This window comes from Alicyclobacillus sacchari (assembly GCF_004366795.1).
Classification (GTDB): Bacteria; Bacillota; Bacilli; order Alicyclobacillales; family Alicyclobacillaceae; genus Alicyclobacillus; species Alicyclobacillus sacchari.
The window spans coordinates 128,413-140,882 of sequence record NZ_SORF01000003.1 but is presented as its reverse complement, the minus strand read 5'-3'; the positions used below and the strand labels follow the sequence as shown (position 1 = coordinate 140,882).

General features: G+C 57.6%; 14 protein-coding genes. 12 read left to right on the top strand and 2 right to left on the bottom strand.

Going from position 1 to position 12,470, the window contains the following annotated elements:
• Window positions 1-25 precede the first annotated feature (25 nt).
• The 11 genes from C7445_RS04340 (at window position 26) to fabZ (ending at window position 9,705) form a co-directional block, all read left to right on the top strand.
• On the top strand, window positions 26-289 hold the full coding sequence (locus C7445_RS04340; RefSeq protein ID WP_134158816.1) for a DUF1146 family protein: 264 nt from the start codon (window positions 26-28) through the stop codon (window positions 287-289).
• Window positions 290-447: 158 nt separating this feature from the next.
• Window positions 448-1,329 carry a YwmB family TATA-box binding protein gene (locus C7445_RS04335; protein ID WP_134158815.1) on the top strand — a complete coding sequence of 294 codons (882 nt, stop codon included), beginning with the start codon at window positions 448-450 and terminating at the stop codon, window positions 1,327-1,329.
• A gap of 65 nt (window positions 1,330-1,394) precedes the next feature.
• A complete protein-coding gene (gene murA / locus C7445_RS04330) occupies window positions 1,395-2,690 on the top strand; it encodes a UDP-N-acetylglucosamine 1-carboxyvinyltransferase (RefSeq protein ID WP_134158814.1) in 1,296 nt (431 codons plus the stop codon).
• A gap of 213 nt (window positions 2,691-2,903) precedes the next feature.
• Entirely contained in the window at window positions 2,904-3,938 is a 1,035-nt protein-coding gene (locus tag C7445_RS04325; protein ID WP_243834939.1) for a SpoIID/LytB domain-containing protein, read from the top strand.
• A gap of 75 nt (window positions 3,939-4,013) precedes the next feature.
• Window positions 4,014-4,703: a M23 family metallopeptidase gene (locus C7445_RS04320; RefSeq protein WP_134158813.1), complete on the top strand. Its 690-nt coding sequence runs from the start codon at window positions 4,014-4,016 to the stop codon at window positions 4,701-4,703.
• 281 nt (window positions 4,704-4,984) lie between these two features.
• Entirely contained in the window at window positions 4,985-5,293 is a 309-nt protein-coding gene (gene spoIIID, locus C7445_RS04315; RefSeq protein ID WP_134158812.1) for a sporulation transcriptional regulator SpoIIID, read from the top strand.
• Window positions 5,294-5,387: 94 nt separating this feature from the next.
• Entirely contained in the window at window positions 5,388-6,407 is a 1,020-nt protein-coding gene (gene mreB, locus C7445_RS04310) for a rod shape-determining protein (RefSeq protein WP_134158811.1), read from the top strand.
• Window positions 6,408-6,455: 48 nt separating this feature from the next.
• Window positions 6,456-7,667, top strand: a complete 1,212-nt coding sequence (locus C7445_RS04305; protein WP_134158810.1) for a flagellar basal body rod C-terminal domain-containing protein — start codon at window positions 6,456-6,458, stop codon at window positions 7,665-7,667.
• Window positions 7,668-7,792: 125 nt separating this feature from the next.
• Window positions 7,793-8,581: a flagellar hook-basal body protein gene (locus tag C7445_RS04300; protein ID WP_134158809.1), complete on the top strand. Its 789-nt coding sequence runs from the start codon at window positions 7,793-7,795 to the stop codon at window positions 8,579-8,581.
• A gap of 125 nt (window positions 8,582-8,706) precedes the next feature.
• A complete protein-coding gene (locus tag C7445_RS04295) occupies window positions 8,707-9,246 on the top strand; it encodes a CDP-alcohol phosphatidyltransferase family protein (protein ID WP_134158808.1) in 540 nt (179 codons plus the stop codon).
• A gap of 15 nt (window positions 9,247-9,261) precedes the next feature.
• Complete coding sequence (gene fabZ / locus C7445_RS04290) at window positions 9,262-9,705, top strand: 3-hydroxyacyl-ACP dehydratase FabZ (RefSeq protein ID WP_134158807.1); 444 nt, start codon at window positions 9,262-9,264, stop codon at window positions 9,703-9,705.
• Between the two features lie 93 nt (window positions 9,706-9,798).
• Here fabZ and C7445_RS04285 read toward each other — a convergent pair whose 3' ends face one another.
• Window positions 9,799-10,599, bottom strand: a complete 801-nt coding sequence (locus C7445_RS04285) for a sigma-70 family RNA polymerase sigma factor (protein WP_134158806.1) — start codon at window positions 10,597-10,599, stop codon at window positions 9,799-9,801.
• A 151-nt stretch (window positions 10,600-10,750) separates the two neighbouring features.
• Here C7445_RS04285 and C7445_RS04280 point away from each other — a divergent pair, with 151 nt between their 5' ends.
• Window positions 10,751-11,302 carry a hypothetical protein gene (locus C7445_RS04280; RefSeq protein WP_243834938.1) on the top strand — a complete coding sequence of 184 codons (552 nt, stop codon included), beginning with the start codon at window positions 10,751-10,753 and terminating at the stop codon, window positions 11,300-11,302.
• Window positions 11,303-11,312: 10 nt separating this feature from the next.
• Here the strand turns inward: C7445_RS04280 and C7445_RS04275 are convergent, their stop codons facing one another.
• Window positions 11,313-11,987, bottom strand: coding sequence for an IMPACT family protein (locus C7445_RS04275; RefSeq protein ID WP_243834937.1), 675 nt, complete (start codon window positions 11,985-11,987; stop codon window positions 11,313-11,315).
• Window positions 11,988-12,470: the final 483 nt, after the last annotated feature.

The window sequence follows — 12,470 nt, the reverse complement described above, 5'->3', positions numbered from 1 at the left end:
TGCGGATGGAAAGGGGAAGCTGCCCTTGAACACGACGATGCCGGGAACCGCACACGTGAATGTGACGCTGGCGGCGGATGGAATGCTCGTGTTGTTGCTGTTTTTCATCGGCGTGATTGGCGCGTGGTGGGCGCTTGGCAGTCTGAAGTGGGAGAGCATCGTCCGTCAGCCGTTAAGCGGGCAGGCGCAGTTACTTCGCTTTTTTCTAGCTCTGATCGGCGGCATCCTCACCGTACTGGTCGCCGTGTTGTTGCTCGGTTCCATTCAACTCCTCAACGGCAGTTTGTGACGATTTCCGTAAGACGGACGACTTTCCGAAACAATCTACGAAACCTATCAAAGTTCGTGTGTCGAGGTTTAGACTGACGTGTTTCCGTCCAGACTGGGAACAGACAAAGGCGCGGCATGGCGCCCAATCTTCTCCCGGACTGGATGGAGGTTATCCACGTGGCACAAACTAAGGAAGAGCGGAGAGCGCGACTCGTAAAGCGGCGTATCAAGCGCCGCATGAAACAGGCGATGTGGGCAGGTATCTGCGTGGTCATTGGGGCTGCGGTGGTGCATCACCCGGCGGCTCCGAATGTGCAGGCGGCCACCACCTCGGCTGTGACGGCAGTCTCACCCCAGAATGAAACGGATGGTGCGGCGCAGTACGCGTTTCTCGATGCGGCCTTGGCGGCGACGCATGCCGAAGCCACAGGATATGGCATACACGATTGGACCACGCTCAACAATGAATTCCTGCCTGTAACACAATTGGCGTCGATTGGCGGGCAATTGGTGCAGGAGTTCGGTCTGACAAACGCGAACATAACTTCTCGGCAATTGAGCAATGAATCGTTCTGGCAAGTGGACGGACAATGGCCAAATGCGACCAATGTGCAATTGGTATTGACGAGTCTGCCGGGTGCGAGCGGCAACGGTGTGGATTCGGCGGCACAGACGGTGCTGACCATCACGGCGTTGGGATCGAGCTTGACGCAGACGGTGTTTTCGTCGCAATATGACCAAGTGGAGCACATGGTGGCAGCGGTGGATGGAACGCCGCAGATGAGCGCCTACCTATCAGGTTTCTATCCGCAGGAAGTCGATGAGGCGGATGCGGATAGGATGGCGATGGCCGCGCTGACGGCGGTCAAGGCGAGCACGGTGGAAGGCTTGCGCACGCCGTTGGAGACCAGCATCTCCGGGTACAGCGCCAAGGCGCCTGTGTATATTCTCACGGGCGACAACCGGCGCATGAACGTGCAGGCGGCCATTCACCAGGACTCGTTCCGGCACGGAACCGACGTCTACGTCGGATCGCCCATCATCACCACCGCGTACTAATACGACACGTCCACGTAACGCTTCGTGACGAGGATGTCGAAGAGAGCCTTTGCGGAGGTTACGGCATGGCAAAAATAGTGATTCAAGGCGGGTGCCCGCTTGAGGGCACAGTTCGCGTCAGTGGGGCGAAGAATGCGGTACTTCCCATTTTGGCCGCCAGTTTGCTCGCGGAGAACGGCGTGAGCCAAATTGAGGAGGTTCCGCACCTGCTCGACGTCGAAAACATGGCCAATACGGTGGCCGCGCTCGGCGCGAAGATCGACTGGAAGGGAACGACCGTACGCGTCGACGCGCGCAGCCTGTTCAGCGTGACGCCCCCGGCGGAGCTCGTTCGCCGCATGCGGGCGTCGTTCGTCGTCGCCGGGCCGCTTTTGGCGCGCTTTGGCGAGGCGATGATCGCGCTGCCAGGCGGTTGTAACATCGGGCCGCGCCCGGTGGACTTGCATATTAAGGGGCTCGAGGCTCTCGGTGCGACGAGTGTCGTCGAGAATGGGTTCGTCCATCTGCGAGCGCCTCGCGGCGGTCTCCGCGGAGCGCGCATTTATCTCGACGTGCCAAGCGTTGGCGCAACGCAGAACATCATGATGGCGGCGACCTTGGCCAAAGGCCAGACCATCATCGAGAACGCCGCGAAAGAACCTGAAAATGTAGACCTCGCGAATTATCTTAACGCGATGGGCGCGCGCGTGCGCGGAGCAGGAACGGACATCATTCGGATCGACGGCGTTGACGCGCTGAGTGGCGCGACACATGCCGTGATTCCGGATCGGATTGAGGCGGGGACATTCCTGGTTGCCGCCGCGTTGATTGGACGCGGGGTGTACGTCGAGAACGCGTTGTCGCATCATTTGATGTCGCTGATCGCGAAATTGGAGGAAGCGGGCGCAACGATTGAGGATAGGGTCGATGGCATCAAGGTCTGGCCGTGTCCAGGTGGCCGCATGCGGCCGTTGGATGTGAAGACGCACTATTATCCGTCGTATCCGACTGACATGCAGGCGCAAATCGTCGCGGCGTTGACGGTGGCACAGGGAACGAGCATGGTCACGGAGACGGTGTTCGAGAATCGCTTCATGCATGTCGCGGAATTGCAGCGCATGGGTGCCAACATTCATATCGAGGGGCGCACGGCCGTGATTGACGGCGTTGCGCGGCTGACTGGCGCGCGCGTGACCGCAACAGATTTGCGCGCTGGCGCGGCCTTGGTCATCGCCGGACTGATTGCGGAAGGCGAGACCGAGGTGCATGGGTTGCACCATTTGGATCGCGGATACGACAATCTCGTCGCCAAGTTCAAGAGGCTTGGCGCGACCATCGAGCGCTTTGAGGACATGGGGCAGACGGCCAAGTCGGTCGGCTGAACCGTATTGCTTCCGACAGATAGCGCAAGCACAGCAGATCATCGACGCTCTTGGCGGCCACGCCAAGGGCGTTTTTTCTGTTGTTGACCCGGATTTCGCGGATACAAAGACATATTTGGCGGCTGTTCGGCATATCTCTTGGCAACAGGTTGTCCGCTGTGCGACACACACAGAGCCTAGTCGCCATTCGTACGCAGAGAGGAGACCCAGCCCATGTCCCAGCCCACGCCGCATCAGCAGCCAGTCACAAGCGGCCCCCTGCAATTTGCCGTGCGCGTTGGACTCGCGTTCATCGTGATGGTCCTCTTGCCCATCGGGATTGGCAAGCTGTTTCTGCGAAGCCCGATGCCCAATGTCGCGGCCTGGATCCAAAGCCCGGACGCCACGACCGACATTCGCGTCTACGATCCGTCGCAAAACCAAGTTTCCACCCTCCCGCTCAACACGTACATGTTGGAGGTACTCAGTGCCGAGTGTTCACCGGATGCACCTCTTGCAAGTCTAGAAGCGGCCGCCGTCGCGACGCGAACGTACGCGCAGCGGGCCATTGCCAGCCCCGCGCCGCTCGCCCGCAAATACGGTGCAGACGTGACGGACGATCCGTCGCTCGATCTCCCTTTAGTCACCGAAGACGAACTCGAATCGGCGATTGGGACGAGCCGCGCCTTGGCCTGCATCACACGCATTCAAACCGCTATTGAAATGACGGCCGGGCGGATTCTAACGTTCAACCAGCAGCCTATTCTCGCCTTCATGTGCGCCATCTCGACCGGGCGGACACGTACAGGCCTGGCGGCGTTTGGACAAGCGATACCCTATTTGCAGGCGGTGGCGTGTCCGGATGACGAGGCGAGCCCAAGCGAAACCGCAACCAACACGTTTTCCATCCCGGCACTCAACCAAGCCCTTGGCACGAATCTCTCGTCGACGCGGTCATTCCAGTTGCAGCGTGGCGCAGACGGCTTTGTTACCGCCGTGCACGTCGGCAGCAAGACCATGACCGGGCAGTCGTTTGCGAATCTACTGCAACTCCCATCGAGTGACTTTGTTTGGCACCTCGCGCCAGACGCCGTGTCCATTACCACCTATGGACGAGGCAGCGACCTTGGCATGAGCCTGCATGAAGCTTCGGCCTTGGCAGCCAAAGGCTGGACGTGGCAAGCCATACTCTCGCACTTTTACCCAGGCGCAAAGCTGTCGCAAGCCTCTGGAGACATCGGCTACCATCTGGAAGAAAAGGGTAAGTAAATCTAGCCAAATTTTTCGTCCCTAGGTATAGACTCTAGTTTTCGTGGCGAGACTCACTACTGAGGTGAGCGCCACATGGATGATAAACAACATCCAAACCATGAAAATCAGACGCCGGACGCACCGAACGGGCGCCCGAGCAATGCGAAACGATGGATGTCAAAGCGTTGGCTGTATCCTGCAATCTATCTCGGTGCCGCGGCTGTCATCATTGGCTTGATGTACGCGAAAAGTCAGTCGGGCAGCACAACGACATCGGTGCAGCCGACCGAGACCAACACCACGTCACCGACCACGACGCAGACGACGTCTGCAGGCTTGGAACCTTGGCTGTGGCCATATCAGGAAGGCACAGACGCGAGCGTGACCATGGGCTTTTATCCCGTTCATGGTACAGCCGCACAGCAGGAAAAGGCTCTCGTTGACTACGACAATACCTACTATCCGCACAAGGGCATTGACATCCAAGCCAAGAGCGGGCAAACTTTTACGGTCGTCGCTGCGCAAAAAGGGACCGTAGAATCGGTAACCAACCAGCCCTTGTACGGCTATGAAGTTGTCGTCAGCTCTCCCGATGGCTATACGGAGACGTACCAATCGCTCGGGTCCGTCGATGTCAAGCAAGGTCAGAGTATCGAGGCGGGAGACACCATCGGCACCACGTCGACCAACGTGTTTGAACAAAGTCAAGGCAATCACTTGTACTTCCAAGTCAATCTGAACGGTTCGCCCATCGATCCTGAGACGGTATTGCCAAAGCAATAATCGCAATTCGGGCCGTGCCAGCGGACCTTCCGCCCGTATCCTACGGGCGGCTTTTTCTTGTCACAGCAAGGATTGTCCGATCCCGCTCCTTGTCCGTGTTCCCCTCTATCCTCTCTATTTCCCGGAAATTCGACCTCGTTCGGCTTCGATTTATTTCCCAGGAAGTATTCTGTCGAATATGCACAGAGAATTCGAAATGGCCAGGCTCTCCGCGCATACGGTGTACACCCCCTCATATACATGTAACAGACCAACTGACCTGCAGTGGGGAGGCGAGGGGAGTGCATGATTACATCAAGGAGCGTACTCTTAAAATTGGAGAGTACATTGTCGAGACGCGTAACACGGTGCGCACAATCGCGCGCGAATTCGGCGTCTCGAAGAGCACCGTGCACAAGGACTTGACTGAACGCCTGCCAGAAATCAATCCCGACTTGGCGAATCGTGTCAAAGAAATTCTCGAATATCACAAATCCATTCGCCATTTGCGCGGTGGCGAGGCGACCAAAATGAAGTATCATAGGGATGAAGAAGTGCAGGCGGGGTCGAAAAACTTCGAATCGCGCAGAGGAGTTTCAAGCGGGCTGTAGAACTACATCCTTGCATTCCCACTCTATATGTTCGAGGATACGAACGTCTTTCCCTCAATCATGCACGCTCTAATCTTAGGAGGACTCGCTGCAAATGTTTTCTAGGGATGTTGGTGTCGACTTGGGAACCGCAAACGTGCTTGTGCACGTCAAAGGACAAGGGATTGTACTCGATGAACCTTCCGTCGTTGCGATAGATCAGGTGACGAAGCAGGTGGTTGCGGTCGGCGAAGAGGCTCGTCGCATGCTAGGGCGCACGCCGGGTAACATTGTGGCCATCCGGCCGTTGCGCGAAGGGGTGATCGCAGACTTTGAAATCACGGAGATCATGCTTCGCCACTTTTTAAATAAAACAGTAGGTAAAAGCATGTTCGGCAGACCGCGCGTGATGATCTGCGTGCCGGCCGGCATTACGTCGGTCGAGCAAAAGGCCGTGCGCGAAGCGGCCGAAGCGGTCGGCATCAAACAAGTGGATTTGATTGAGGAGCCAAAGGCTGCCGCCATCGGAGCGGGACTGAACATTTTCGAACCGAGCGGCAGCATGGTGGTCGATATCGGAGGCGGTACGACCGATATCGCGGTCTTGTCCCTGGGCGACGTCGTTACGTCGACGTCGCTGCGCATCGCCGGGGACAAGCTGGATGAGGCCATCGTCAAACACATTCGCCGCGAATACAACTTAATGATTGGCGAGCGGACCGCGGAAGAACTGAAGAAAGAACTGGCGACGGTATATCCGGGCGGACGCACCAACAGCACAGATGTGCGCGGGCGCGATATGGTGACGGGTCTGCCGAAGACCATCACGGTGCATGCGGAAGAGTTGCGCGAGGCGTTACAGGAGCCTGTCATCTCCATCGTGCAAGCGACGAAGTCTGTGTTGGAGCAGACGCCTCCGGAACTTGCGGCCGACATTTTTGATAAAGGTGTCATGCTGACGGGAGGCGGGGCTTTGGTCGACGGCTTGGACAAGCTCATGAAAGACGAGCTGCAGGTGCCGGTACACATTGCGGAAAACCCGATGCACTGTGTCGTCATTGGTACGGGGCGCGTGTTGGAGAGCCCGGAGTGGAACAAGTATCGCGACAAGGGACGCAAGCGGGCGCGGCGCTGACGCAGCCCGCGCATAGGTCTTTCGCACCTGCAAATTGGAGGTCTGACCATGATTCCGGGACTTACGACGGCAGCGGCCGGCATGGATGTGAACGAACGTCTGGAGCAGCTTTTATCCAATAACTTGGCGAACCAGGAGACGCCCGGGTTCAAAGAGTCGCTTGGCGAACTCATGGAGGATCCTGTACAAAACATGGAGCACGTCAGCTATGGTTCTGGGGCAAGTGGTACATACATTGGCCAAATGGGGACGGGTGTCGTCTTTCAGGAGGGCGTTCCGGTGTTCTCCGAAGGGGCCGTCCAAATGACAGGCCGTCCGCTTGATCTGGCCATCATCGATTCCGTGCCTGCAGGCCCGATGGCGTATGTGCAGGGTGCCACCGGTGCCCAGCCGGCATCTGGGTCGGTGCGTGTCGGTGCAAACAATCGCCTGTCCATCAACAGTCAAGCGCTTGCCGTGTATGATGCAAACGGCCAATCAGCCGCTGGACTTTACGCGGTGCGCAACCCGAAGTATCAGGGTAACGAGCTGGTCGGCTCTGATGGTTCGCCCGACTATGACGCCGCCGGCAATCCATCGTACGTCATTGAGGATGCGCAAGGCCGGATCGTCTACACGCCAGGCACGGAGACGACAGATCCATATTCGCTTCGCGTTGGCACGACAAACGATATGGGCTATCACTCGTTTTTCCCGGTCAACTACACGGACGCAAACGGCACCAAAGGCATTGCCGTGACTCGCGACGGCGCCATGCAACTCGATGCGAACAACAATCTTGTCGATGCCGCGGGGCATACCATTATGCCAATCGGGCCGAATGGGCAGCTTATTGTCGGTGGTCGCATCGAGGTCAACCCGGCGTACACGGGCACACAGTTGTTTGGTGCGAATGGACAAGCCCTGTACGATGCGAACGGACAGCCGTCCTATCGCGTCTATGATGCCAACAACCAATTGGTTCAAGGCGGTCGCCTTGGCCTGGTGAATGCGGATGTCACACAAGTCTCGCCGCTTGGCGAAGGCGAGCTGATGGTCGGTTCCAGCTACATCCCGGGCAACGTTTTGCCCATGTTGCAAACGGGTACGGGACGTCTGGAAACCGAGGCACTCGAGCAATCGAATGTCGATCCGACGTCGACCATGACACAGATGCTTAACGCCGTGAACGTGTATCAGGCCAACCAGCGCGTCGTGCAAACGGTGGATTCGTTGCTGAACACGGCTGTCAACGACATTGGCAAAGTGAACGGCGCCTGATGCGAGGAGTTCTGACAGAGGAGTTCTGACAGAGGAGTTCTGACATCAGACAAGGGGCGCACCCGATGGGTGCGTATGTTCAACATGGGGCGTCCGCGCCGCTATGACCAGGGGAGAGGATAGACATGGGGCAGACGTTGTACAACGGCCTCAGCGGTCTCACAGCAGCCAACCAGTGGCTGGACCAAATCGGCGACAATCTCGCGAACCTCGAGACGCCCGGCTTTGCGCAAGATCAAGGGACGTTTGCCGACGCCTTGACGATGCAGGTCTATGGCTACGAGACAGATCCAAGCGCCGCCAACCGTGTGACGCCACCGGGATGGCGCGGTGGGTCAGGCGTGATTGCCGAGAGCGAAGGCCGCGACTTTACGAATATGAATCTTGAGACGACAGGCAATCCGATGGACGTCGCCATCAACGGCCCAGGCTTCTTCGTGGTACAGGGGCCGCAGGGCAAATTGTACACGCGCGCCGGGGACTTCATCTGGAGCCAACGGCCTGACGGGCGGTTCCAGCTTGCCACGCAAACGGGAGAACCGGTCTTGTCCACAACTGGCCAACCGATCATCAAGCCGGCGAACGCGACCTCGATGACGGTCAGCGCGGATGGTCAAATCATGTACGGAACGCAAGCGGGGCCGCGGATTGCCTTGGCTGAAATCGGTCAGCCGTCGGCACGCCTCATCCCCGAGGGGAACAATCTGTACAGTCTTGGGGCGGGTGGTCAGGCCAGCCCGGCGACGCAGTCGAAGCTCGTGCAAGGAGCCTTGCTCACCAGCAACGTCAACGAATCGGAACAGATGACGAAGATGATTGAGGCGCAGAATCTGTACGACGAGAACGCTGAGAGCGTGAGCATCGCCAATCAGATGCTGAGTATCGCCGATACCATTCGCCAAAACGGCGGTTGATACCAAGACGAGCCGGGGGCGTCAGCTGGCTCGTCTTTGCCGTCCTAACAGCAATTGCTATAATGGGTATGCTCGTCGGCGCACCTGCCGACAGATGGCCATTTGGGCTGGGGAGGGTAGAACGCGTGAATGTGCCGAACTTGCTGACGTTGCTCCGCCTGCTCTTAATTCCATGTTATGTATGGTCTTTTTACGCCACTGCGAGTCCTCATAAGATTGTTGCGCTTTGTGTTCTCTTGTTCGCCGGCCTGACCGACGTCCTCGACGGCTACATTGCCCGCACCTACAAGCTTGAAACGTATACCGGGCAATTGCTCGATCCGCTTGCCGACAAACTGATGATGGTGGCGGTGCTGTTCACCTTGATTGCTTCTGGGCGCGTGCCTTGGCTGGTCGCGGGATTGCTCGTCTTGCGCGACGTGCTGATGATCCTTGGCGCCGCGTTTTTCTACTTTCAGGGCAAACGCGCGGTGCCAAAGGCGAATGTCTGGGGCAAGGTGACCACATGTTTTTATTATCTCGCCATTTGTTCGTCCATTCTTGCTTGGCCAACCATCCAAAGCGGCGAGATGGTACTGTGGTTCACGGTTGGCTTGTCCTATGTTACGACCATTCGTTATGTGTTGAGTATGGAAATCATCGCGGTGCGCCGCCGCGTCTATTGATGGAGGGTTTGCCGATTGGAACTGTCACTGCCCTTGTATATTGAAGAGATTCAGAAGATCCTGCCGCACCGTTACCCGTTTTTATTGGTGGATCGCGTCACAGAGATCGACGGTAGCAGGGTCAAGGGTTACAAGCTGGTGACGGCAAATGAGCCGCACTTTACGGGTCACTTCCCGGAATACGCCATTATGCCTGGCGTGTTGATCATCGAGGCGATGGCGCAGCTTGGGGGCGTCGCGATTCTGTCGCAGCCTGCGTTTGCTGGCAAGCGCCCGCTGCTTTCGGGCATCGACGGCGCGCGCTTTCGCGGTCAGGTGCGCCCTGGCGATCGATTGGACATGGAGGTCGAGATCGATCGCTTAAAGGGCCGCATTGGTCGAGGGATTGGCAAGGCATACGTCGATGGCACTTTGGTTGCGGAAGCCACCATTCTGTTTGCCCTGGTCGACGCGGATTGAAGTCGTAATACAAGGCAGCCTGCAGGTCGCCAAGAGGCGGCTGCAGGCTGCTTTGCTTTGATGCCAGATGTGGCGACTTGTGCAGCGGCGGCGTCACAATACCTCGCTCGCCGTGAGTCCCGCCCTTGCCGCGGCTTGCCGCAACTTCTCCATGCCGCGGCGACGCCATGTCTTCGCCGTGTCATAGCTGACTCCATGCACGTTCGCAAGCTCCTCTGTCGTCTGGCCAGAGAGCGCTGCGCGGAGCCAGATGCGCTCGCGCGCAGACAGCCCAGCACACGCGGCCAATCGTGCGATCACGTCCTGCAACAGGCACCTGTCCACCGCATCGTCGCTTGTGCCATCCGTCATGGCGGCGATCACGTGAGCAAGCGTATCACCGATGTCATGGGGGGCGGATTCGTCCTCGCCAAACGCCGGTGGCGCGAATGCCTGCCGTGCCGCTGCGGTCCATAACCGCCGCATCGCGGTGCGTACGTCGCCGTGGACACGGGCTTTCGCATAGGCGGGAAACGGGCCTGCCTCCGGTCGATACGTCGCGATGGCGCGGAGCAGCCCGAGACATGCCTCCTGATACGCCTCGTCATAGCCTGCGACATCCTGGTACATTCGTGCCACACGCTTGAGAAGCGGCGCAAAGGCAGTCAAAATCTCCTGTCGTTGTTGTTCGGCGCACGGATGCTGTGCCATGAGCACCGTGTCTGTCAAATCCATCTCCATCCAGTCCACGTAAGCCTCATTTCCCCAGGCCGGCCCGGTTCTGTTTGCATGCAGGATGAGTGTAGCGAGGGAGAGGATGTTCTGCGCGAATCGAAAGGTGGAGAAGACTTGCCGCGAAGACCAATGCTGGGGGCCTGCAAACGGCTTGGTTGCATGGGCGTGGAACGAGTTCACGGGAAGTCTCCTATTGTAATTATTCAAATACAAAGAATAAATTGACAATATTGGACGAATTGCAATAAACTTTGTCGATAGAAGACGTTACCAAAGTTGCTTGCAATGAAGAGAATGAGAAGACCGATATCCAATGGAAGGAGTCTACAGCGTGAAGAAGATCATTGTTGACGGAACGGTGCACCCGGTTGCTGGCGCGGAGGTGTACACGCGGGGAGACGCACCGGGCATTGCCCAACTGGCGGAAGATTTGTTGGCCTTTATTCCAGTGTATTGCAATGGCAACCGGACGATGGTGGTGACATCCCGGAGCTTGTTTTACCTGCCATGGCGGTGTCAGTGGGTGAAGACGAGGGTCCTGCAACACTTCGCCATTTCCCAGCGCGATCTCCGACGGGCTTGTGAGGAAGATTTGAATCTGTCGCTCTTTACGCCCTTGGCGATTGCAAGCGCGAGCGTCGTGTACGCGCCGATAAAAGTGCGTGAGCCCATCAGCCGCAACGACGGTGCACACGGTTACTTTCGCATTGACGCCATTCGATCCGCGGATGCCATCTCGGCGCACACCACGCGTCTTACGATAGACGAGATAGCCGCCATCGACGTTCTCATGCCGCGGACGAAAGTGCTGGCACGGGTTCGCGAAGCGAGATCATCTCTGATTTTACACTGTGCGCGCAACGTCCCGTACCCGAGTTTGTGAGCGGGAACGATTACGAGGGAGGATCGATCCATACGTCGCGAATCACGTCCCCGTTTGGCGTAATGCCCATGTATTCAGCGGGACAGACGTCGCACCTGGCCTGCCCGCCGGTCCAATCGGCGAACTGTTGTGCCGTTTGCTGCGCATGTTCATCTGGGACGATGACGCGGAATGAGACGGTATCAGCGAAGTTGGGATCTCGCAGGGCGATTCCGGCCTGCGCCAGTTGATATTCCAACTTCCCATAGTGACTGTAATCACAGGTGACCACGATTTCCACCATGGGTTGACAGCGCAGTTTGGGTGCGGCGGTGAGTGCGGCTGCGGCCGCTTCGGTGTAGGCGCGGACAAGTCCGTTCGCGCCGAGGAGAATGCCGCCGAAATAACGTGTGACGACGACCAAGGCGTTGTCGATGCCCTGCCGGCGCATTACTTCCAGCACAGGGCGGCCAGCGGTGCCTGACGGCTCGCCGTCGTCGGAGAATCGCTCGTACGGCACGCCGACGCCGATGCGATACGCGTAGACATGGTGGCGCGCAGCAGGGTGGGCCTGACGAACCGCCGCTATGGCCGCTTCCGCGTCCGCAACCGAGCGGATGGGAAACGCATCGGCGATGAAGCGCGACTTCTTTTCGATGATGTCGGCGGTGTGATGATGTGCAAGTGTGGTAAACACCATATCCATAACGCCCTCCCATACGGACTGTAGCAGGAATTGCGGGGTGGATCAAAAAAGTTTACAGAAGGGTGAAACAAAAAACGGTTGTGAAGCGTCTAATCCGGTAGTCGTGGCAGACTGGGCAGGCGTACAGAAAATGCTGCGTAGATGAGAAAGAATTATGGAACGACGGACATAAGTAGGATCCCAATCACGAAATTTGTCTATGTATTGGGCGTAGAGAACATAAGATACCGATTTCATGGCTTCCACCACGTCCTGTATGGTAAGAACACGGTGATTTGCGCTTTCGCGCTTTACCTACTTGGCAAGAAAGCGTATAATGCGACACTGAGGCCATTTCCTTGGATACATAGTCTCAGATTGCTATGAGATGATTAGGTAGCAACAACCTGTTGAGCATAACCAGCCAAGCGGCTGATTCGCATGTGGTGGCATGAAACCACTGAAGGGAGGGATGTCTTCCTGCGTGTTGGAATTGCAAACGAA

What these genes read in the sequence shown, in the direction of transcription:
- murA (WP_134158814.1), top strand. Translation starts at nt 1,395, where the DNA reads ATGGCAAAAATAGTGATTCAAGGCGGGTGCCCGCTTGAGGGCACAGTT.
- C7445_RS04325 (WP_243834939.1), top strand. Translation starts at nt 2,904, where the DNA reads ATGTCCCAGCCCACGCCGCATCAGCAGCCAGTCACAAGCGGCCCCCTG.
- C7445_RS04320 (WP_134158813.1), top strand. Translation starts at nt 4,014, where the DNA reads ATGGATGATAAACAACATCCAAACCATGAAAATCAGACGCCGGACGCA.
- mreB (WP_134158811.1), top strand. Translation starts at nt 5,388, where the DNA reads ATGTTTTCTAGGGATGTTGGTGTCGACTTGGGAACCGCAAACGTGCTT.
- C7445_RS04305 (WP_134158810.1), top strand. Translation starts at nt 6,456, where the DNA reads ATGATTCCGGGACTTACGACGGCAGCGGCCGGCATGGATGTGAACGAA.
- C7445_RS04300 (WP_134158809.1), top strand. Translation starts at nt 7,793, where the DNA reads ATGGGGCAGACGTTGTACAACGGCCTCAGCGGTCTCACAGCAGCCAAC.
- C7445_RS04275 (WP_243834937.1), bottom strand. Translation starts at nt 11,987, where the DNA reads ATGGATATGGTGTTTACCACACTTGCACATCATCACACCGCCGACATC.